Annotated in this window: 19 protein-coding genes; 11 read left to right on the top strand and 8 right to left on the bottom strand. The window is 71.5% G+C overall.

What is annotated here, in order from left to right; genetic code table 11:
• The first annotated feature begins 215 nt into the window (after positions 1–215).
• Positions 216–1,646, top strand: coding sequence for a DUF1254 domain-containing protein (locus G6039_RS23195; protein WP_043802780.1), 1,431 nt, complete (start codon positions 216–218; stop codon positions 1,644–1,646).
• A gap of 63 nt (positions 1,647–1,709) precedes the next feature.
• Here G6039_RS23195 and G6039_RS23190 read toward each other — a convergent pair whose 3' ends face one another.
• On the bottom strand, positions 1,710–2,507 hold the full coding sequence (locus G6039_RS23190; protein ID WP_051446179.1) for an SDR family oxidoreductase: 798 nt from the start codon (positions 2,505–2,507) through the stop codon (positions 1,710–1,712).
• A 101-nt stretch (positions 2,508–2,608) separates the two neighbouring features.
• On the opposite strand from G6039_RS23190, the gene G6039_RS23185 reads away from it, so the two are divergent.
• Positions 2,609–2,896 carry a hypothetical protein gene (locus G6039_RS23185; protein ID WP_006931807.1) on the top strand — a complete coding sequence of 96 codons (288 nt, stop codon included), beginning with the start codon at positions 2,609–2,611 and terminating at the stop codon, positions 2,894–2,896.
• On the opposite strand, the gene phoU is transcribed toward G6039_RS23185, so the two are convergent.
• Together phoU and G6039_RS23175 are read right to left on the bottom strand one after the other, a co-directional pair.
• Positions 2,847–3,518 (bottom strand): phosphate signaling complex protein PhoU, encoded by a 672-nt coding sequence (gene phoU, locus G6039_RS23180; RefSeq protein WP_006931809.1) that lies wholly within the window; start codon positions 3,516–3,518, stop codon positions 2,847–2,849. The genes G6039_RS23185 and phoU overlap by 50 nt on opposite strands.
• 106 nt (positions 3,519–3,624) lie before the next feature.
• Positions 3,625–5,412, bottom strand: coding sequence for a thiamine pyrophosphate-requiring protein (locus tag G6039_RS23175; protein WP_043802777.1), 1,788 nt, complete (start codon positions 5,410–5,412; stop codon positions 3,625–3,627).
• Between the two features lie 115 nt (positions 5,413–5,527).
• On the opposite strand from G6039_RS23175, the gene G6039_RS23170 reads away from it, so the two are divergent.
• Positions 5,528–6,019, top strand: coding sequence for a metallophosphoesterase family protein (locus G6039_RS23170; protein ID WP_029546272.1), 492 nt, complete (start codon positions 5,528–5,530; stop codon positions 6,017–6,019).
• Between the two features lie 81 nt (positions 6,020–6,100).
• On the top strand, positions 6,101–7,399 hold the full coding sequence (locus G6039_RS23165) for an alpha/beta hydrolase family protein (protein ID WP_043802775.1): 1,299 nt from the start codon (positions 6,101–6,103) through the stop codon (positions 7,397–7,399).
• Positions 7,400–7,441: 42 nt separating this feature from the next.
• Here G6039_RS23165 and G6039_RS23160 read toward each other — a convergent pair whose 3' ends face one another.
• Complete coding sequence (locus G6039_RS23160; protein WP_043802771.1) at positions 7,442–8,146, bottom strand: GAP family protein; 705 nt, start codon at positions 8,144–8,146, stop codon at positions 7,442–7,444.
• 107 nt (positions 8,147–8,253) lie between these two features.
• On the opposite strand from G6039_RS23160, the gene G6039_RS31315 reads away from it, so the two are divergent.
• The 4 genes from G6039_RS31315 (at position 8,254) to G6039_RS23140 (ending at position 12,336) form a co-directional block, all read left to right on the top strand.
• Positions 8,254–9,462, top strand: coding sequence for a sensor histidine kinase (locus tag G6039_RS31315; protein WP_043802768.1), 1,209 nt, complete (start codon positions 8,254–8,256; stop codon positions 9,460–9,462).
• Positions 9,459–10,100 carry a response regulator gene (locus G6039_RS23150; protein ID WP_006947321.1) on the top strand — a complete coding sequence of 214 codons (642 nt, stop codon included), beginning with the start codon at positions 9,459–9,461 and terminating at the stop codon, positions 10,098–10,100. Before G6039_RS31315 ends, G6039_RS23150 begins: the two co-directional genes overlap by 4 nt.
• 80 nt (positions 10,101–10,180) lie before the next feature.
• On the top strand, positions 10,181–11,266 hold the full coding sequence (locus G6039_RS23145) for a DUF418 domain-containing protein (RefSeq protein WP_051446178.1): 1,086 nt from the start codon (positions 10,181–10,183) through the stop codon (positions 11,264–11,266).
• A 335-nt stretch (positions 11,267–11,601) separates the two neighbouring features.
• Entirely contained in the window at positions 11,602–12,336 is a 735-nt protein-coding gene (locus G6039_RS23140; RefSeq protein WP_006947325.1) for a M23 family metallopeptidase, read from the top strand.
• Between the two features lie 52 nt (positions 12,337–12,388).
• Here G6039_RS23140 and G6039_RS23135 read toward each other — a convergent pair whose 3' ends face one another.
• Positions 12,389–14,362: a M13 family metallopeptidase gene (locus G6039_RS23135; protein ID WP_043802764.1), complete on the bottom strand. Its 1,974-nt coding sequence runs from the start codon at positions 14,360–14,362 to the stop codon at positions 12,389–12,391.
• 136 nt (positions 14,363–14,498) lie between these two features.
• Here G6039_RS23135 and G6039_RS23130 point away from each other — a divergent pair, with 136 nt between their 5' ends.
• The 3 genes from G6039_RS23130 (at position 14,499) to G6039_RS30795 (ending at position 17,588) form a co-directional block, all read left to right on the top strand.
• Positions 14,499–15,896, top strand: a complete 1,398-nt coding sequence (locus tag G6039_RS23130; protein ID WP_043802761.1) for a WS/DGAT/MGAT family O-acyltransferase — start codon at positions 14,499–14,501, stop codon at positions 15,894–15,896.
• The gene (locus G6039_RS23125; RefSeq protein WP_029546261.1) at positions 15,893–17,101 is read left to right on the top strand and encodes a serine hydrolase domain-containing protein; all 1,209 of its coding nucleotides are present in this window, start codon (positions 15,893–15,895) and stop codon (positions 17,099–17,101) included. The genes G6039_RS23130 and G6039_RS23125 overlap by 4 nt, the downstream gene beginning before the upstream one ends.
• A gap of 193 nt (positions 17,102–17,294) precedes the next feature.
• Positions 17,295–17,588 carry a hypothetical protein gene (locus G6039_RS30795; protein ID WP_037201177.1) on the top strand — a complete coding sequence of 98 codons (294 nt, stop codon included), beginning with the start codon at positions 17,295–17,297 and terminating at the stop codon, positions 17,586–17,588.
• Between the two features lie 114 nt (positions 17,589–17,702).
• On the opposite strand, the gene G6039_RS23115 is transcribed toward G6039_RS30795, so the two are convergent.
• From G6039_RS23115 to G6039_RS23105, 3 genes are all read right to left on the bottom strand, one after another.
• Complete coding sequence (locus G6039_RS23115) at positions 17,703–18,626, bottom strand: PaaI family thioesterase (RefSeq protein WP_043802756.1); 924 nt, start codon at positions 18,624–18,626, stop codon at positions 17,703–17,705.
• An 80-nt stretch (positions 18,627–18,706) separates the two neighbouring features.
• Positions 18,707–19,480: a pirin family protein gene (locus G6039_RS23110; protein WP_006947341.1), complete on the bottom strand. Its 774-nt coding sequence runs from the start codon at positions 19,478–19,480 to the stop codon at positions 18,707–18,709.
• Between the two features lie 104 nt (positions 19,481–19,584).
• On the bottom strand, positions 19,585–20,474 hold an 890-nt coding region (locus G6039_RS23105), incomplete at its 5' end, for a pirin family protein (protein WP_164528128.1).

Below are 20,474 nucleotides of genomic sequence, written 5' to 3'. Positions count from 1 at the left end.
GGGCAACCTCGGCTGACACAGGTGTGCTGGGTACGGCGGCACCCGGCCCGGGGCGGCGCCGTAGCCACAACGGCGAAGGTTCCTGGATGACGGGTCCCGGAGAAGCCGCTGACTTCGGTCGTCCCTGGGGGCGAGCTATGGGCTTTGGACCCTAGAGAGCCGGTGATGTGATTCGTAGCGTCGGAGTCGGCGGCATCGCGACGAGGAGGCTGGCGATGACTGATACGACGGCGACCCCCATCCCGGCCGGCATCGAGTCGCCCGACGAGGTTCACACCCGGTTGGGCACGTTGCGGTTCTTCGACGGCTTCCCGGACGACGCGACGGTCCGGACGTTGTTCGACAACCTGGACTTTCAGCGTGCCGTGCAGGCGTACCTGCTGGCTCTGCCCGCGCTGAACATGGCGGCGATGCGCAGCGCGCTCCTCGAGTGGGGCCCGGTGAACTCGACGGCGTACGTCTTCGAAGACCTGATGCATCCGCGCACCGTGTGGCTCACGGCGAACACGAGCACGTCGTACACCGCCATCTGGATCGACCTGCGCGACGGTCCGCTCGTGATCGAGGCGCCGCCCGGCGTGCTGGGCGCGATCGACGACAGCTGGGGACGCTGGGTGGTCGACGTCGGCCTGACCGGACCCGACAACGGCCGGGGCGGCGCCTACCTGCTGCTGCCCCCCGGCTACGACGGTGAGGTCCCCGGCGGCTACTTCGTGGTGCGGACCAACAGCTTCGGCATGGTGCTGTTCGTTCGGGGCTTCCTCGACGAGCACGGCGATCCCCACCCCGCCGTCGAGGTCATCAAGGACAAGACCCGGGCCTACCCCCTCGCGCTCGCGGACCGTCCGCCGTCCATGCGGTTCGTGAACGTGTCGCCCGAACCCATGGTCGGCGTCCCCCCGGCCGACTTCCGGGCGTGGGAAATGCTCGACGAGGTGGTGCAGTCGGAGCCGCCCGAGTCGTCCGATCCGCTCACCCTGGGATTCTTCGCCTCGATCGGCATCCGGCGCGGCAGGCCGTTCGACCCCGACGAACGCATGCGCGCGATCCTCACCGAAGCCGCCGCGGTGGGTGACGCCACCGGTCGCGCCCTCACCTACCGGTTCCGGCAGCCGGAGGCCTACCGCTACCCGGGCAGTACTTGGCGCGCATTCTTCCTCGGTGGTCATCGGTTCGAGGAGGACGGGGTCGCCCTGCTCGACGCCGCCGCTCAGTTCAACTTCTCGGTGACCGGCGTGAGTCCGGCAGAGGACGTCGAGAGGATCGGCACCGGATCCCAGTACGTCGTCGCCTGCGTCGACGCCGACGGCGCCCCGTTCGACGGCGGCCGGACCTACCGGCTCCGCGTCCCTGCGAACGTTCCGGCCGGCAACTTCTGGTCGATCCTCGCCTACGACACCCAGACCCGGTCCATGCTGCAGACCGGACAGGAGTGGCCGTCGGTGACGAGCCAGGACCGCGATTTCACCACGAACGAGGACGGTTCCGTCGACGTCCACTTCGGTCCCGAACCGCCCGAGGACGGTCACAACTGGATCCAGACCGTTCCCGGCAAGAGCTGGTGGGCCATGTTCCGGCTGTACGGTCCCCTCGCACCGTGGTTCGACAAAACGTGGCAGCTGCCGGACATCGAGCGACTCGCGTAGAGGCGCCGACGCGGCATCGTCGTGCCCTCGGCCCGGCACCGGCGAGATCCAGTCGGTGCGATCTCAGATCTCGCGCCAGCTCTCCCCGGCCATGTCGTGGCCGTGTGCCGCCATGAGCATCAGTCCACCGTCGACGGGAATCGAGCCGCCCGTGAGGTACGACGAGCGCGGCGACGCGAGAAATGCGATGGCCGACGCGACCTCGTTGACGTGCCCGGGCCGGCCGACCGGGTTGCCGGGGCGGTCCTCACGATATGCCTGGGATTCGTCCATGCCCGTCATCGGGGTCGAGATCTCGCCCGGCGCAATCGCATTGACGAGGATGCCGTGCCGTCCCAGCTCGAGTGCGAGGCACTTGGTGAGCATGCCCAGGCCGGCCTTGGCGCTGCAGTAGGCGGCGGCGCCGAGCCGGGGGATGTGCTCGTGCACACTCGTGACGTTGATGATCCGGCCACCGCGGCCGCCCGCGATCATCCGACGGGCGGCGCGCTGAGCGCACAGGAACGGACCCTCGAGGTCGGTCGCGAGAACCTCCCGCCACGTGTCGTAGCTCAGGTCGAGGATCCGGTCCATGTGCCCGGTTCCGGCGTTGTTGACCAGAACGCCCAGGCCGCCGAGCTTCTCGGCGAGCGTGTCGACGACGTCGGCGGTGTCCGGACTGGTCAGGTCCTGGCGGACGACGAAGCAGCGCTGTCCGCGCTCCTCGATCCCGTCCCGGGTGTTCCGGGCCCCGGCCTCGTCGGTGTGGAACGTGATGCCTACGTCGAATCCCTCCGAGGCCAGCACCTCGGCGGTGGCTTTTCCGATTCCCGAATCGGCTCCGGTGACGATCGCAAGTCTCTCGGGTGCAGGAATATTCATGCAGGGCCTGTACCCGCTCGTCGTCCCCTCCACGCCGATCGGTGGTCGACGGGCGCTCACCTCGAGTAACGTCATGACCGGTGAGCACAGGAGGTGCACCCATGACGACCTTTGCCGTGACCGACACCGGCGACGGGCTGGATGTCACCGTCGACGGCACGACCCACCGCCTCGGCGTGGCGGACGCGCGCCGGCTCGCACACCGGATTCTCGACGTCGTCCACGCCGCCTATCCCGAACGCACGGGCGCGGGACTCGAATCGTGGCCCACGGAGCGCCTGGAGGAGTTCGTCGCCGACCTCGAACGGACCGTGAACCCGGACCGGCCCGGGCACATTCTCAGGGCCGCTCGGGTGGAGCTGGATCGCCGTCGGGGCGCCGCCCGGTGATGAGGAAGATGACCCGTTCGGCCACGTCCACGGCCTGGTCCCCGAAGCGTTCGTAGAAGCGTGCCACCAGGGCGAGGTCGACGGCGGGGGTCACGCCGTGCGTCCACGCCGGGTCCCGGAGCGTCCCGAGCAGACGGGCGTGGACGGCGTCGAGTTCCGCGTCGGTGCTCCGGACCCGAGTGACCAGCTCCAGATTCGGCTCCGTGAAGACGTCACACAGTCCGCGCGCCATGCCGGCCGTGAGTTCGCCCATCCGGGCGATGTCGTCCCGGACCTCGTCGGGGGCGAGCTCTCCGGGGGTGCGCCGCCGGGCTGCCCGCGCGATGTGCAGGGCGAGCTGGCCCATCCGCGCCAGGTCGCTGCTCATCCGCACCGCCGAGAAGACGAACCGGAGATCGCCGGCCACCGGATGCTGCAACGCCAGGATCGCCACGGCCCGCTCGCTGCACTCGGTGTGCAACGTGTCGATCTGCTCGCCGAGATCGAGCGCCTCCTCGGCCGCGGCCACGTCGCCGTCGAGCAGCGCACGCGTCGACAGCTCCAGGGCCTTCGCCGCGAGCTCGGCGAGACCGCGGAGCCTGCCGGTGAGGTCGCGTAACTGTTGATCGAACGAGGCCCTCATGTACACCGATCCACTGCGCTGTCCTCCGTTGCCGTTACGGGGGTATACCCGGAAGCGGCCCCGTCGACGCCCGGTGGAGGCCCTTCGGTCCGGGGAACCGCCGCCGTCAGTTCTCGGCTTCCTGCTCGCGCTGCCGCCGCAGCCGCTGTGCGGCCGTGTGCGCGCCTTCCCGCTCGAGGGCCTGGAGCATCTTCTCGACCTTGTCCGCAGAGGCGCGCGGCGGCAGCAGCGGGGTAGCCGGATCGACGACCGCCTGGATCAGCACCGGACGGTCGGCGGTCAGGGCGGTGTGCCACGCCCCGTCGACGTCCTCGGGGCGATCGACCCGGATGCCCTCCAGGCCGAGCAGCCGGGCGTAGTCGGCATAGGGGAAGGGCGGGACGGTCTGCGAGGCGGGGATGCGGGCGTCGCCCTCCATTTCCCTCTGCTCCCAGGACACTTCGGTGAGGTCGCCGTTGTCGAGGACGAGGACGACGAAGCGCGGATCGGCCCAGTCTCGCCAGCGGTGGGCGAGGGTGATCAGCTCCGAGATGCCGTTCATCTGCATGGCGCCGTCCCCGGCCAGGGCGATCACCGGACGATCCGGATGGGCGAGCTTGGCGGCCAGTCCGTACGGCATCGCGGATCCCATCGAGGCGAGCGTGCTCGACAGGTGCGCCGGCACTCCCGGCGGCAGTCGCAGGAAACGCGCGTACCAATACACGACCGATCCGACGTCCACCGCCACCTGGGCGTCCGCCGGGAGCCGGTCGGACAGGGCTGCGACGACAGCCTGCGGATCGAGGACGACGGCCTGCGGATCGAGACCGTCCGGGGGCTCCGCGCACCGTGCGGCGGCGATCCGCCGCCAGTTCCGGACCATCTGCTCGACGTCGCGGCGCCACGGTCCGGCGGTCCGGTGCAACCGGGGCAGCAGGGCGCGCAGGGTCTCGCGGGCGTCCCCGGCGAGGGGCACCTCGACGGGATACTTGGCGCCGAGGTTGCGGGCGGCGATGTCGATCTGCACGGCACGTGCCCGTCCCGGGGCGGGATAGAACTCCGTCCACGGATCGTTGCTGCCCACGATCAGCAGGGTGTCGCATCCGGCCGTCAGGTCCGCAGAGGCGGTCGTGCCGAGGTGTCCCATGACACCGCAGGCCCAGTCCCGGGACTCGTCGATCACCGGTTTGCCGAGCAGCGACGTCGTGACGCCGGCGCCGAGCAGCTCCGCGACCTCGCCGATCTCCGCGGCCGCGCCGTATGCGCCCTGGCCGACGAGCAGCGCGACCCGTCGCCCGGCGTTGAGCAGGTCGGCGGCCCGGTCGAGATCGGCGTCGGTGGGCAGCACCCGCGGGACCGCGACCGTCGCGGCGCTGGGGACCACGCCGTGGGCGTGCTCCTCCCCGGCAGCGTCGGCCTGCTGCACGTCGTGCGGGACGATCACACACGTCGGGCTGGAGGTCGCCCGTGCGGTGCGGAAGGCGTTGTCGAGCACCGCGCCGAGTTTTTCGGGGGTATCGAGGGTCTGCACGTACTGGGCGCACACGTCCTTGAACAGCGTGGGCAGCGCGACTTCCTGCTGGTAGCCGCTACCCTGGGCCGTCGTCACCACGTGCCCGACGATCGCCACCACCGGTTTGCCGTCCAGCTTGGCGTCGTAGAGGCCGGTGAGCAGATGCACCGCCCCGGGTCCCTGGGTGGCGAGGCACACCCCCACCTCCCCGGTGTATTTCGCGTGCCCGGTGGCCATGAAGGCCGCCATCTCCTCGTGCCGGGCGGTGACGAGCTCGATGTGCTCGGCCGCCCGATCCAGAGCGGCCAGGATCGGGTCGATCCCGTCTCCGGCGTAACCGAAGACGCGGTGGACGCCCCAGGCCCGGAGCCGGTCGACTATCCCGTCGGCGACGTTGGCCATGCTGTTCCTCCCGGTGGCGCCCGGCGTCCGCCGCGGGCACCCTTCGTCGTGTCCTCCGGGGCCGGGTGCCCGGTGGGGGACGGGCGAAACCTCGGGTGGGCGGCACACTGGTCGCATGAGGTTGCTGCTGCTGGCCGACACCCACGTCCCCGTCCGCGCGCGGGACCTGCCGGCGCGGGTGTGGGAGGAGGTCGACCGCGCCGACGTGGTGCTGCACGCCGGCGACTGGGTCGAGGTCGCGTTCTTCGACGCATTGTCCGAGCGGGCCGGACGGTTGGTCGCGTGCTGGGGCAACAACGACGGTGCGGAATTGCGGGGCCGGATGCCCGAGACCGCGCGCGTGACATTGGAGGGTGTGCGCTTCACCGTCGTCCACGAGACCGGAGCCTCGGCAGGCCGGGACGGGCGGATGTCGGCCGCTCATCCCGACACCGACGTTCTGGTGTTCGGGCACAGCCACATTCCGTGGGACACCACCACGGCGACGGGGCTGCGCCTGCTCAACCCGGGGTCACCGACCGACCGTCGGCGCCAACCGTTCTGCACCTTCGTGACCGCGACCGTCGCCGACGGCGGACTGCACGAGGTGGAACTGCACCGCCTGTGACGGGCGGAAGTCGGATATCGAGCCGAACGACCGGTTCGGGCGTACGGTGGGTGTGCCCCGCCACCGCCCGAGGGAGCCCACATGCCTGCATCCTTCTTTGCGCATCCGCACCAGGCGTTCACCGCAGGTTTCTACCGCGACGAGGACTTCGACTTCGAGGTCCGGTTCCTGCTCGGACAGGCCGTGCACGGTGCGGCGGACGTGGGGGAGGTACTCGCCACCATCGCCCCGATCGGCGAGAAGGATCACGAGAAGTGGTTCGAGGCCTGGGTGGCGCTCGGCAGTCGCGTCCGGGGGCTCGCCGATGCCTCCGCCGAGGCCGGGCACGTCGTCAGCGCCGCGGGCGCATATCTGCGTGCCGCAACGTATTTCGCTACCGCGGTCAACTCCGTGGACGGTCTGGCCGACGACGGCCCGCTGCTGCCGACGTTTCGGCAGCACCGGGCGGCGTGGGACCGGTTCGTCGAGACCACCCCGCACCCGGCCGAGCGGGTGGACATTCCCTACGAGGACGGCTTCCTGCCGGGCTACCTGCTGCGGCCGCTCGGCGAGGAGACCCGCGAACCACGCCCCACCCTGATCCTGAACAACGGCAGCGACGGGCCCATCAGCAGCCTGTGGACCGCCGCCGGGGCCGGCGCCCTCGCCCGCGGCTACAACGTGCTGTTCTTCGACGGTCCGGGCCAGCAGTCCATGCTGTTCGAGCGCGGCGTGCCGTTCCGGCACGACTGGGAGGCCGTGATCACGCCGATCGTGGACTTCCTCCTCCGGTACCCGGAGGTCGACGGCTCGCGCATCGCCCTCTACGGGATCAGTCAGGCCGGATACTGGGTGCCGCGCGCACTGGCCTTCGAGCACCGGATCGCGGCGGCAATCGCCGATCCGGGGGTGGTCGACGTGTCCGCGTCGTGGCTCGCCCACATGCCCAAGAACATGATCGAGTTGCTCGAGAAGGGCGACCGGGAGAAGTTCGATCGCGACATGGCCTTCGGCATGCGGCTGTCGGGCCGGCTCGAGCGCACGTGGCGGTTCCGGGCCCGCCCCTACCGCAGGATGGACTCGTATTTCGACACCCTCACCGAGGTGCTGAAGTACCGGCTCGGCGATCTCCCCGAGTCGATCACGACGCCGCTGTTCGTCACCGACCCCGAGGACGAGCAGTTCTGGCCCGGCCAGTCCCGGCAGCTCGCCGAGCGGCTACGCGGGGCGAAGGAACTGGCGTCGTTCACCGCGGCGGAGGGTGCCAACTTCCACTGCCAGCCCCTCGCTCGCAGCGTCACCGACCAGCGGATGTTCGACTGGCTGGACACGGTGCTGGCCGACCGGGCCCGCGTCCGGGCCTCCGGCGGCGCGTCGGCGCGTGAGGTGGCGGACGGCTGAGCGAGGTGGCCGCCGGGCAGGAGATCCGGCCCGGAGACCTCCTCAGTCCGCGAAGAACAGGGCCGCCGCCGCATCCCGCGCGATCAGGAACCCGGCGATACCCAGCACCCATCCCAGCGCCGAGTCGGCGTGCCGGGCGGTGAACTCGTCGAGACGTCGCAGCAGCGGCTCGATCCGCCGGTGCACGACGAGCCGGCCCACCACCAGCAGCAGGGCCGGCAGCACCATCACCGCGCAGTACCCGGCGAGCAGGCCGGCGCCGGTGGCGGCCGGCAGGCCCGTCGCCACGATCGTCCCGATCGCCGCCAGGTACGGCAGCATCGTGGCGACCTCGACGGTCCCGGCACCGAGCGCGAGCACTGCCACACCGGACGCCGTCCGTTGCCGCTCGAGGGCCCGGCAGCGCCAGTGCCGCAGCCGGCTCCCGCGGCCCGCAACCCGCGCCTTCCCCGAGTCGAATCGCCAGCTCACCGCGAACAGAGCCGCGCCCACCGAGAGTTGCGCCCAGTGCCACGCCGTCGTGTCGCTCCACCGCGCGAGCGCCGCGGCGCCGCTCCGGCCCGCGGACATCAGCACGAGTCCGACGACGAAGTAGAACGCGGCGATCGACAGCAGGTACACCAGCAGGCGGCGTACGGGGGGCCGGCCCGGCACGGTGAGCAACCACAGCGGCACGACGAGGGTGCCGAGACTGGTGCTGTCCACGAGCGCCAGCACCGCGAGCGTGCCCAGGAGAGCGAGGTCCATGGCTCGATGCTCGGCGGTCACCGCACGCGTGTCGTCGGTCTTCGGAACGAGGCGGGGTCCTCCGTCGGGAGGACGAACCGGCCGCGCGCCTGTGCTGTGATGAACGGGTGCCGCGTTGGTCGTCTCTCTCCGTCACCGCGCAGGGCTGGTGTATCGCGGTGGCCGAGTTCCTGCTCGGGCTGCTGTTGCTGTCCGCAGGTCTGTACGAACTCGCCCCCGTCAGGGTGGAGGCTCCGGCGGCCGTGCGTATCGGCCTGCTGGCGGCCGTGTGCGGCGCAGCGGTGCTCCGGGCGCGACGGCCGGTGGCGGCGCTCGTGCTCGGTGCGGTGCCGCTGGGCATCGACCTCCTGCTCGGGCCGTCCCTGCCCGTGTGGCTCGTCTACTCCGACCTGCTCTACGCCGGCGTCCGCTACGGCACCGAGCGGCAGGCACGGGCGCTGCTCGGCCTCGCCTCCGCGCTCTCCGCGGCCTGTTTCGGGGTCGTCTACGTCGTCACCGGGAACTGGCAGCTGCTGGTGCTCACGGCGATTGCGCTGTCCGCGTTCGTCGGCACTCCGCTGTGGTGGGGGCGCGCGGTCCGGTTGCACAAGGACGTCGCCGACGCCGAACGCGCCCGCGCCGAGGCCGTCACCACGATCGCCGAACTCGACCGGCGGGCCGCCGTGGCGGCCGAGCGCAACCGCATGGCCCGCGATCTGCACGACGTCGTCGCCGGGCACCTGTCGGCGATCGCGATCCAGTCCGAGGCCGCGCTGGGCCTCTCCCGCGATGCGTCGTCGCCGACGGCCCGCCGGATGGAGGCGCTGCACGCCGTGCTCGAATCGGTGCGGAGCAACAGCGTCGACGCGCTCGAGGAGATGCGGGAGATGATCGGACTACTGCGGGACCGGCCCGTCCTCGGCGAGACGACCGCGCCCGGGCGGCTGGCCCACCTCGGCAAGCTCGTCGACTCGGCCCACGCCGGGGGCACCGTCGTCCACGTCCGTCGGTCGGGTCCGGGGCGGCAGCTGCCCGTCGCCGTCGACCACGCCGCCTATCGCATCGTCCAGGAGGCCCTGACCAACGCCGCCAAGCACGCGCCCGGCGTCCCCGTCGAGCTGTCGCTGGACGCGCGCGGCGACCGGTTGGAGGTGACCGTGCGCAACCCGCTCCCCGACGGGACGGTTGCCGCGCCGCGCACGCCGTCGGGCGGCCGGGGCCTGGCGAGCATGCGGGAACGCACCGAGCTTCTCGGCGGCCGGTTCCGGGCGGGTCCGTCCGACGGGACGTGGGTCGTGGGGGCGTCGCTGCCGCTGCGCCCGGGAGCGCCGTCGTGATCCGGGTGTTGCTCGCCGACGACCACGGAGCCATCCGCGCGGGGCTGGCGATGATCCTGTCCGCGACCTCCGATCTCGAGGTGGTCGGCGAGGCCGCCGACGGCGACGTCGCCGTGCGTCAGGTGCGGGCGCTGCGGCCGGACGTGGTGCTCATGGACATCCGCATGCCGGGCACCGACGGCATCGAGGCCACCCGCCGGATCCGCGAGACGAGCGATACCCAGGTGCTCGTCCTCACGACCTTCGACGTCGACGAGTACGTCCTGGGTGCGCTGCGCGCCGGCGCCGCGGGCTTCCTGCTGAAGTCGGCCTCCGCGCAGGAACTGACCGACGGTATCCGGCGGGTGGCCCACGGCGACGGCGTGCTGTCCCCGCAGGTGACCCGCACCGTCATCGCGGGCCTGGCCGCCGGTGCCGCCGAACCGGTGCCGCCGCCGACCGGCGTGGACCTGCTCACGGACCGGGAACGCGAGGTGCTCGACTGCCTCGGTGAGGGCCTGGCGAACCAGCAGATCGCCGAGCGCCTGAACATCGGCGCCACCACCGTCAAGACCCACGTCTCCCGGGTCCTGGCGAAGCTGGGGGTGGATTCGCGGTTGCACGCCGCGTTCGTCGCCCGGCAGATCGCGGGCAGGTAGGTCGCCTCCTCCGGAGGGAGGACACCCGGTCCGTCGGATGGCCGACGCGCCGGCGACCGCCTCGCGTCAGAGTCGAAGTCATGACGGCAACCGAGACGACGACCCGGCCCGGGCGCATCGTGGCGCTCGACGTCGCGCGCGGCATCGCCATCCTGGGCACGCTCGGCACGAACATCTGGATCTTGACCGACCCGGCCGGCATCGTCGGCTACCTGAACACGCTCGGTTCCGAGCCGTGGCCCCAGCGGATCCTCATGCAACTCGCCCAGGGCAAGTTCCTGGGGTTGCTGACCTTGATGTTCGGGATCGGTCTGGCGATCCAGGCGGCGTCGGCGCGACGGGCGGGACGGCCGTGGCCGGGCGGGTACCGGGTGCGTGCCGCGCTGCTGTTGCTCGACGGCGCGCTGCACTACCTGCTCGTCGCCGAATTCGACATCCTCATGGGTTACGCACTGGTGTCGATGCTCGTGTGCGGTCTCGTCGTCGCATCGGCACGGGCGCGGCTGTGGGTGGCCGTCGCCGCGTCCGCCGCGCACGTGCTGCTGCTCACCGCGCTGGTGGCGGCGATCGCGGCCGAGCCGGACTCCGGGGCGCCCACCGCCCCGGCCACCGACGTGTTCGCCACCGGCAGCTGGTGGGATCTGGTGGTGTTCCGGGCCGAGAACGTCGGCGCGTTCCGGGCCGAGGTGATCTTCGTGATCCCGATGACGATCGCGATGTTCCTCGCCGGTGCCGCGCTGTACGAGGCGGGAATCTTCGATCCGGGCAGCCGGGTGCTGCGGCGGAAGCTGATGCTGCTCGGGGCGGTCGCCGCCCCGGTCGACGCGGTCGTGGGATTGTGCGGCGGTGAGGCCGGTGTGCTGGTCGCCCGCTACGGCGTGGCCCCGTTCGTCGCGGTCGGCCTGCTCGCCTGGATCGCGCAGTTCCACGCGACGCCGCGGCGGGCGGGGGTGGTCGGGACCGGGCTGGAACGCATCGGCCGGACCGCGTTGAGCTGCTACGTCGCGCAGAACGTTCTCGCCTCTGCGCTGTGCTACGGCTGGGGCCTCGGGCTGGCGGCGAGAGTTGATCCGTCGCTGCGGGTGCCGTTCACCGTCGCGGTGTACCTGCTGGTGTGTGCGGTGCTGGTCGTCACGGCGAGCTGGTGGCTGCGGCGGTATCGGTAGGGGCCGGTCGAGTGGTTGTGGCGGGTCTCGTACCAGCGGCTGGTGCGCGAGCCGGCGACCCCTTCCTAGGGGGCCGAATGTCACATTTGGATCGCGGAGCGGAACGCCTGTGACATTCGGTCCGCTGGGAGCGGCTACCCACCGGCGGAGCTATGCGCTAATCTGTGACTCGACCGTGATCAATCCGTTATTAAACGGACCGCTCGAACGTCGAGGACAGCAGATTGGCCCCGTACGCCCGCCACGATGGTGACAACTCCAGCGAAGCTTCGGAACCCGTGGCGCCCCGGCGTGGGGCCCACCGGCGCTCGACCCGGACCGGGCCCGCGCGCCGGTTGCTGACCATCCCCCTGGCGGTCGGCGCCGTGCTCGCGGCCGGCAGCGCCGCGGCCCAGGCGGCGCCCGGCCAACCCCGGGCCGAGGCCGCCCCCGAGCGGCAGCAGCCGACGGTCGGACTCTCGACGGCACCGCAGGTGCTGCAGCTTCCGGACGCCGGCACCGACCGGTACGTCGACCAGCTGCAGCGCGCCGCCGAGCGGGAGGCCGCGCGCCTCGCCGCGGAGGCCGCGGAGCGCCAGCGCGAGGCGGAGCGCCTCGCCCAGCAGGAGGCCGAACGCCTCGCCCAGCAGGAGTCCGAGCGGATCGCACGGGAACTCGCGAGCCGCCCGAGCGCCGTCTTCCCGACCGTCGGGGCGCTGACCTCCGGCTTCGGGCCCCGCTGGGGCACGGCGCACAACGGCATCGACATCGCCAACGCCATCGGCACGCCGATCAAGTCGGTCACCGACGGCACCGTGATCGAATCCGGTCCCGCCTCAGGCTTCGGGCTGTGGGTTCGCATCCAGCAGGACGACGGCACCATCGGCGTCTACGGGCACATCAACGAGTCGCTCGTGTCCGTCGGCCAGCAGGTGCGGGCGGGCGACGTGATCGCCACGATGGGCAACCGAGGCCAGTCCACCGGGCCGCACCTGCACTTCGAGGTGTGGCAGCCGGGCGGCGCCAAGATGGACCCGATGGCCTGGTTCGGCTCGCGCGGGATCTCGGTACCTCAGGCCTCGCGCTCCTAGTCGGGCGCCGGTACGCCGCCCCGTCGGGGGGCGCGGCGCACCGGCGTCCGGCTCACCAGATCCGCACGCGCTCCTCCTGCGCGAGATACAGCGCATCGCCGGGACGCACGTCGAACGCCTCGTAGAAGGCGTCGATGTTGCGTACCACCCCGTTGCAGCGGAACTCCGGCGGCGAGTGCGGGTCCACGGCTAGCCGGCGCAGCGCCTCCTCGTCGCGGACCTTGGTCCGCCACACCTGCGCCCAGCCGAAGAACACCCGCTGCAGGCCCGTGAGGCCGTCGATCACGGGCGCCTCGGCGCCGTCGAGTGCGATCTCGTACGCCTTCAGCGCGATGGACAGCCCGCCGAGGTCGCCGATGTTCTCGCCGATGGTGAAGCTGCCGTTGACGCGATGGCCGGCGAGCGCCTTCGGCTCGAACTCGTCGTACTGCGCGATCAGCGCCGCGGTGCGCTTGCCGAACTCGGTGCGATCGTCGTCGGTCCACCAGTTCTCGAGATTGCCGTCGCCGTCGTACTTGGCGCCCTGATCGTCGAAGCCGTGCCCGATCTCGTGGCCGATGACGGCGCCGATCCCGCCGTAGTTGGCGGCGTCGTCGGCGTGCAGGTCGAAGAACGGCGGTTGCAGGATCGCGGCAGGGAACACGATCTCGTTCATACCCGGGTTGTAGTAGGCGTTGACGGTCTGCGGCGTCATGAACCACTCGTCGCGGTCCACCGGCCCACCGAGCTTGGCCAGGTCGCGGTCGTACTCGGCGGCGTAGCCGCTGCGGTAGTTGCCGACCAGATCGCCCGCGTCGATCGTCACGGCCGAGTAGTCCCGCCACTTGTCCGGGTAGCCGATCTTGGGGGTGAACTTCTCCAGCTTGCGCAGCGCCGCCTCGCGGGTCTGCGGGCTCATCCACTCCAGATCGGCGATGCTGCGCCGGTACGCCTCCTGCAGGTTGGCGACGAGGTGCTGCATGCGGGCCTTGGCCTCGGCCGGGAAGTGCCGTTCCACATACAGCTTGCCGACGGCCTCGCCGAGCAGGTCCTGTACGAGCGCCACGCCGCGCTTCCACCGGTCGCGGATCTCCTGCGCGCCGGTCAGGGTGCGGCCGTAGAACGCGAAGTTCTCGGCGACGAGCGCCTCGGTGAGGTACGGCGCGCGGGCGTGCAGGACCCGCCAGGTGGCCCAAGCCTTCCAGTCCTCGAGGGGCGCGTCGGCCCACAGCCGCGCGAACGTGTCGAGGAAGTCCGGCTGGCGGACCACGATCTCGGCCCACTGCTCCTCGGTGGCGCCGAGCGCGTCGATCCAGCCGCGCCAGTCGAAGCCGGGCCGATCGGAGGTCAGCGCCTCGAACGTCACCAGGTTGTAGGACAGGTCGGCGTCGCGCCGCTTGACCACGTCCCAGTGCCCGGCCGCCAGCCGGGTCTCGAGGTCGAGGACCCGCTGCGGGTCGTGCCCGATGCCCGCCAGCTCGAACATGCGCCCGATGTGCGCGACGTACTGCGCCCGGATCTCGGCGTGGCCGTCCTCGCGGTAGTACGACTCGTCGGGCAGGCCGAGGCCGGACTGCGTCGTGTGCATCAGATAGCGCGACGAGTTCTTCGCGTCGGTGTCGACGTAGTGCGCGACGGCGCCGCCGACCCCGACGCGTTGCAGCCGCCCGAGCACGGCCGCGAGCTCGGCCCGGTCCGCGGCGTCCGCCACGGCGGCCAGCTCGCCGGCGATCGGGCTCAGCCCCGCCGCCTCCACGGCCTCGGTGTTCAGGAAGCTCGCGTACAGGTCGCCGATGCGCTGTGCGTCGGTGCCCCGCTCGGCCGAGGACGCGGCCGCCTCCTCGATGAGGGTGCGGACGTCGACCTCGGCCTTGTCGAACAGCGTGCGGAACGCGCCGTCGAGGGCCCGGTCGGCGGGGATCTCGTGTTCGGCGAGCCAGCGCCCGTTGACGTGCTCGAACAGATCGTCCTGCGCTCGGGTGCTCTCGTCGAGGTGGGTCAGGTCGATGCCCGAGTGCCGAGCCCGGGAATGCTCCACGATGGTCATGTCGTCCATCCTTACACCCATTCTCCGCACCCGGCACGGGCCTGCGGGTGTGCGACCGGCCGTCCCGGCCCGCGACGCGTCCCGCTCGAGTTACCGTGACCGAAGCCTCACAGACACGTGGAAGCGGGGTGAGCATGTGGGTCTGATGGACCCGATCGACGCCGTTCTCATGACGGCGGAGCTGCTGGCCAACCCCATGCACGTCGCGGTGGTGCTGATCCTCGACCCGCCCGAGGATGCCGGCCCGCGGTTCGTCGACGACGCGTACCGGGACGCCCTCGGCCGGGGCGGCGAGGTGGATCCGGTGCTGCGGCGCCGGGCGCACCGGGGAGTGGACACCGGCGGGTGGTGGGCCTGGCGCGACGTGGACGACATCGACCTGAGCTACCACGTGCGGCGGGCGTCGCTGCCGCCGGGCGCCGGACGGGACGAGCTGTGGCAGCTGGTGGGCGCGTTGCATGCCGAGCCCCTCGACCGCTCCCGCCCGATGTGGGAGGCACACCTCGTCGACGGCCTTCCCGACGGCCGGTACGCGCTCTACATCAAGGTCCACCATGCGGTCCTCGACGGGATCGCGGGCCTGCGGATGATCGAGGAGTCGATGTCGCCGGACCCCGATCGTCGGTCGATGTCCCCGTTCTTCGCCACCGGCGGGCGGGACCGGCCCGGGTCCGCGCACGGCGGGCTTCCCACCCCGCTCGCCCTGGCCCGCTCGGCCGTCGGGACGGTCGCCTCCGGGATGGGTCTGGTCCGTCGGACCGTCGAAGGGCAGGTCCGCTCCACGGTGCAGGGCCTGACCACCGACACCACCGTGCTGCCGTTCGCGGCGCCCCGCACCCGGCTCAACGGCCCTCTCGGAGCCGGCCGCACCTTCGCGGCCGCCGGCTGGCCGAAGGCGCGGCTGCGCGCGATCCAGCACGCGGCGGGGGTGACCGGCAACGACGTCGTCACGGCCGTTGTGGCCGGGGCGTTGCGCTCGTGGTTCGCCGAGCACGACGAACTGCCCGGTGACTCCCTGGTGGCGATCTGCCCGGTCTCGGTACGCGGGCGGGAGGACGGCGGGACGGCGGGCAATGCGTTCGGAACCGCGGTGTGCACCCTGGGCACCGACCTCGCCGATCCGGCCGACCGGCTGGGCCTGATCCACCGGTCGATGCAGGTGGCCAAGGAGCGCGTCGCGTCGCTGGGGCCGGTGCCGTCGCTGCTGGTGGCAGCTCCGAGCATCCTGCCGACCATTCTGCTCCCGATGCTCCCGTTCGACCCGAGGGTGCGGCCCGGCTACAACCTCCCGATCTCCAACGTGCCCGGCCCGCGCACCGAGCTGTACTGGAACGGCGCCCACCTCGAGGAGATCTACCCCGTGTCGATCGTGTACGACGGGATGGCTCTCAACGTCACGGTGTGCTCGTATGCCGACCGAGTCGGCTTCGGATATGTGGCCGGTGGGGAAGTAATACCGGACATCGAAGCGTTGATACCTCTGACAGAGCGGTCTCTGTCACAACTGGAGGCCGCGGTAGGAGTGGCGCCATGAGTTCCGACACCGGAGCGACCAGGCGGGTGGACGGCGAGCACCCCCGGACGGAGATGATCGTCGACCCTCGCTTCCTGCCGGTTGCCGACCGGTTCTTCAAGATGTTCCGCGACACCCGGCAGGGCGGCGGGGCGCTGGCCGCGTACCTGCACGGCGAACCGGTGCTCGACATCTGGGCGGGCTGGGCGTCCCGGGACAAGCGCTGGACCCACGACACGGTGGCGCTGTCGTTCTCCACCGGCAAGGGCGTCGCGAGCACCGTGCTGCACCGGCTCGCCGAGCGCGGGCTGGTCGACTACGACGAACCGGTCGCGGCGTACTGGCCCGAATTCGGGGCCGCCGGGAAGGAATCCATCACCGTCCGGGAACTGATGTCGCACCGCGCCGGCCTGCACCGCGCGCGCGGCCTCGTGCCGGGACGCTTCGGGCTGCTCGACTCCGACGCGGTGGCGGCCGCCCTCGCGGCAGCCGCGCCGGACCCGCGCCGCCTCGCCGGCCCCGGCTATCACGCCGTCACCTACGGCAACCTCGTCGCCGAGATCGCCATCCGGGTGACCGGCCTGTCCTTCACCGAGCTGATCGAGCAGGAGATCGCCGGCCCGCTCGGTCTGCGCGAGTTCTGGTTCCACGTGCCCCAGGAAGAGCGGCACCGCATCGCCCGGGTGTTTCCCCGGCTGAATCCGACCCCCGCGCCGTGGGCGGTCACCGGCACCGTGCTGTCGCGGCTGCCCGGGTTGCGCGGCGTCGCCGAAGCGGGCATGGCCGAAGGCTTCGACGAGCTGGCCCGCAGCCCCGCGGCGCACGACGCGGTGATGCCGGGGTGGAACGGGGTGTTCACCGCTCGCGCGCTGGCCCGGATGTACGGGGCCCTCGCGAACGCCGGCGAACTCGGCGGGGCGCGGCTGCTGAAGGAGGAGACCCTCGAACAGGTCCTGGAGGTGCAGACCCGTCGCCGCGACTACGTGCTCGGTATCCGCCCGAACTGGCGGCTGGGCTACCACCCGGGCTGGGTCGCCCTGCGCGAGCAGCCGCTGCAGTCGATCGGCCACTTCGGCTTCGGCGGCTCCGGCGCGTTCGCCGATCCGGAAACCGGCCTGTCGATCGCCTTCGTCACCAACCGCCTCGGGAGCGTCACCCCCATCTCGGACATGCGGTTCCCGCGCCTCGGCGCCGCGGGTGTCGTCGTCGCCCGGCAGGCGGCCTGACGGCGGGCTACCTGACGGCCTGCCGAGGAGCCCGCACCCCGTGCCGACCCGGGACCTGTCAGTGGTGCACGCGGCGCCCGGTGACCGCCTCGACCACGAACAGCAGGATCACCGGCGGCTCTGTTCCGAACCACGGACGACGGTGGGAGACTGGGAAGCGCGAAACGGTTTCGTCTGTCCGAGGAGCGCGGCGATGACCACCCACCGAGAACATGCAGGCCACGAACACGCCCACGGCGAGGGCTGCGGGCACGTGGCCGTGCCACACGGCGACCACGTCGACTATGTGCACGACGGGCATCTGCACCGAGTCCACGACGGACACGTCGACGAGTGTGAACCCGCCGAGCATGTGGCCCACGAAGGACACGACCACGTCCACGGTGAAGGCTGCGGGCACGTGGCCGTCCCGCACGGGGATCACCTGGACTACATCCACGACGGGCACCGGCACGCCGCGCACGACGGGCACTACGACGACCACTGACCGGTACGACCTGCGCCCGCCCCTGATGCGACGGTCCGAGCCCGGGGGCCGGACGAGGGTCGTCTCCGCCCGCCGCTCGGCGAGTTGATCGAGCGCGGTCGGAAGCCGACACCTTCAGAGCGAACCCATGTGCACGCTCGCGTGGGCCCGCACCAGGACCGCGCCGTCCGGTGCGGTGAGGTGCGTGTCGATCGAGGCGAGTCGCCGGCCCGCACGGGTGACCTTCGCCTCGACGAGCATGTCGGGACCCGGCGCCTCGGGTGAGCGCAGGTAGTCGAGGGTCAGGTTCAGCAGCCGGTACTGCCGGCCGGCGGCGGTGAGGGTCTGGGCCGCCAGTTCGGCGACGGCGTCGGCGACGGAGACCAGCACCCCGCCCTGCACCGCCCCCATGGGATTGGCCATCCACTCCACCGGCGGCACCACCGCGGTGACGTGGCCCTTCTCGACGGTCTGCAGGCGCAGGCCGAGTAGTCCCGCGAGCGGTCCGCGGGCCACCGTGCCGGCGGCGATGCCGGAGACTACGTCGAGCCCGGGGCGGTCGGTGAGCTCCGCCGGATCCGTCCAGGGTTCGGGGGTGGGCCGGGACAGACCGGACGCGTCCGCGAACGAGTCTGCGTCGAACACGGCGGGACGATTCACGACCATGGACCGCCCCGTCAGCTGGATCACCAGATCGCCTGCGTCGTCGCGGATCTGCGCGGTGCTCAGTGCCGTGTCCTCGTCCACGTGGACGGCGCGGCCGGTACCGTGCAGATTCCCCTGGGCGGAAATCGGATTCGCGGTCGACGCGCTGAGTTGGGTGAGTACGGACCGGGTGTCGCGGCCCTGGCCCCGCCACACGAGGTGCGGGGCGGCGCCGAGCACGACGTCGGTGAGCACACCGACGGACCCGACGGTGGTGCGGCCGCGGTGGTCGAGAAACCGGTTGCCGAGCGGTTGGCGGAACGCCACCGTTCGGGGCTCCCCGGTCACGGTGTCGATACCCATGAAGGCGTTGAGGCGATCGGTTTCGGGGGCGGTGACGGTCACGGGAGGCATCCTGGGATCGGGAGGGACGGAGCGAGGGTTCGCTCGGTCACCGTACCGAGGCCGGGACCGGGGCGTCCCGCCCACCCCGGTCAGCCGAGATGCGCGTGCATCTCCCACACGAGGATCTCCGCGGCCGTGTCGGTGTGGATCCGCTGTCCGCCGGACCCGGTCAGTCGCACGGCGTCACCCTCCCGCAGGGTGCCGGCGCCCTCGAGCTCGGCCGTGCCCTGGGCGACGAACACGTGCAGGTACGGCGCATCGGGTAGGACGACCGTCCGGCCCGGCTGCAGCCGGGCGACCGACAGCCCGGCGTACCTGTTGTGGATGCGGATGGCGGCGTGGTCGCGGTGCTCGGGGATCCCGGTCGCGACGGGCACCAGTCCGCCGCGCATCAGCTCGTCGTCGATCTCGAGTTGTTCGTAGCCGGGGGTGATGCCCGACTCGTCCGGGACCACCCACATCTGGATGAAGCGCACCGGTTCGGCGTGTTCCCCGGCGTGCAGCCCCGTGACGCCGGGCAGTCGCCAGGAGTCGTTCTTCTCCGAGTGCAGGATGCCCGTCCCGGCGCTCATCCGCTGCGCCAGGCCGGGGTAGATGACGCCGGAGTGCCCGATCGAGTCCTGGTGCACGAGGCTGCCGCGCAGCACCCAGGTCACGATCTCCATGTCGCGGTGCGGATGCGTGTCGAAGCCCTGGCCCGGCAGGACGGTGTCGTCGTTGCTGACCAGCAGCAGCCCGTGGTGGGTGTTGTCCGGGTCGTAGTGGTGCCCGAAGGAGAACGAGTGCTTCGAATCGAGCCAGGAGATCTTCGTCGTCAGCCGGTCCTCGGCGCGCCGGATGTCGATGGTCGGGGCGTCGGTCATGGTGTCTCCTCGAAAGGTATCGCGGTTCAGGGTACGGAGCGGAACGGGGCGCGGACGGGCCGGGCCGGGCAGCTTTCGGATGCGCGCCCCGGTCCCGGCGCGCGTTACGGCAACTGCTCGTGTTCGGCCGGGACGGTCCCGAGCCGGCCGGCCTGGAAGTCCTCGAACGCCTGGATGATCTCGGCCTTGGTGTTCATCACGAACGGCCCGTACATCGCCACGGGCTCGCGGATCGGCCGCCCGCCGAGCAGGAACACCTCGAGCGACGCGGTGCGCGAGTCCTGGGTGGCGGCGGCGGTGAACGTGACGCTGTCACCGTTGGGTCCGAACACGGCGGTCTGTCCCGCCCGGATCGGTGCGCGCTCCGCGCCGACGGTGCCGTCCCCGGCGAGCACGTAACCGAGCGCGTTGTACTCCCGGCGCCACGGCAGGGTCACCGAGGCGCCGGGCGCGACGGTCAGGTGGGCGAGGGCGATCGGGGTGTGGGTGACGCCGGGGCCGCGCACACCGCCGATCTCGCCGGCGACGACGCGGACGAGGGCGCCGCCGTCGGGGGAGGAGGCCAGGGCCACCTGGCTGCCGGAGATGTCCTGGTATCGGGGCTGCGCCATCTTGTTGTCCCGGGGCAGGTTCACCCACAACTGCACGCCGTGGAACAGGCCGCCGCTGGCCACGACATGTTCGGGCGGGGCCTCGATGTGCAGGATGCCCGACCCCGCCGTCATCCACTGGGTGTCGCCGCCGCCGATGGTGCCGCCGCCGCCGTTGGAGTCCTTGTGCTCCAGGATCCCGTCGATCATGTAGGTGACGGTCTCGAAGCCGCGGTGCGGGTGCCACGGGGTGCCCTTGGGTTCACCGGGTGCGTACTGCACCTCGCCCATCTGGTCCATGTGGATGAACGGATCGAGGAAGCGCTGGTCGATGCCTGCGAATGCCCGGCGCACGGGGAAACCCTCACCCTCGTATCCGACGGGGGCGGTACGGACGCCGAGGA

Source organism: Rhodococcus aetherivorans, from assembly GCF_011058165.1.
GTDB classification, from domain to species: domain Bacteria; phylum Actinomycetota; class Actinomycetes; order Mycobacteriales; family Mycobacteriaceae; genus Rhodococcus; species Rhodococcus aetherivorans.
Note: the sequence above shows the minus strand (reverse complement) of the source record. Positions and strands in the feature narration are given on the sequence as shown.

Coding starts and splice junctions, on each gene's coding strand:
- G6039_RS23190 (WP_051446179.1), bottom strand. CDS start 2,507: ATGAATATTCCTGCACCCGAGAGACTTGCGATCGTCACCGGAGCCGAT.
- G6039_RS23170 (WP_029546272.1), top strand. CDS start 5,528: ATGAGGTTGCTGCTGCTGGCCGACACCCACGTCCCCGTCCGCGCGCGG.
- G6039_RS23160 (WP_043802771.1), bottom strand. CDS start 8,146: ATGGACCTCGCTCTCCTGGGCACGCTCGCGGTGCTGGCGCTCGTGGAC.
- G6039_RS23185 (WP_006931807.1), top strand. CDS start 2,609: ATGACGACCTTTGCCGTGACCGACACCGGCGACGGGCTGGATGTCACC.
- G6039_RS23115 (WP_043802756.1), bottom strand. CDS start 18,626: ATGCCTCCCGTGACCGTCACCGCCCCCGAAACCGATCGCCTCAACGCC.
- G6039_RS23195 (WP_043802780.1), top strand. CDS start 216: ATGACTGATACGACGGCGACCCCCATCCCGGCCGGCATCGAGTCGCCC.
- G6039_RS23135 (WP_043802764.1), bottom strand. CDS start 14,362: ATGACCATCGTGGAGCATTCCCGGGCTCGGCACTCGGGCATCGACCTG.
- G6039_RS23110 (WP_006947341.1), bottom strand. CDS start 19,480: ATGACCGACGCCCCGACCATCGACATCCGGCGCGCCGAGGACCGGCTG.
- G6039_RS30795 (WP_037201177.1), top strand. CDS start 17,295: ATGACCACCCACCGAGAACATGCAGGCCACGAACACGCCCACGGCGAG.
- G6039_RS23175 (WP_043802777.1), bottom strand. CDS start 5,412: ATGGCCAACGTCGCCGACGGGATAGTCGACCGGCTCCGGGCCTGGGGC.
- phoU (WP_006931809.1), bottom strand. CDS start 3,518: ATGAGGGCCTCGTTCGATCAACAGTTACGCGACCTCACCGGCAGGCTC.
- G6039_RS23125 (WP_029546261.1), top strand. CDS start 15,893: ATGAGTTCCGACACCGGAGCGACCAGGCGGGTGGACGGCGAGCACCCC.
- G6039_RS23145 (WP_051446178.1), top strand. CDS start 10,181: ATGACGGCAACCGAGACGACGACCCGGCCCGGGCGCATCGTGGCGCTC.
- G6039_RS23165 (WP_043802775.1), top strand. CDS start 6,101: ATGCCTGCATCCTTCTTTGCGCATCCGCACCAGGCGTTCACCGCAGGT.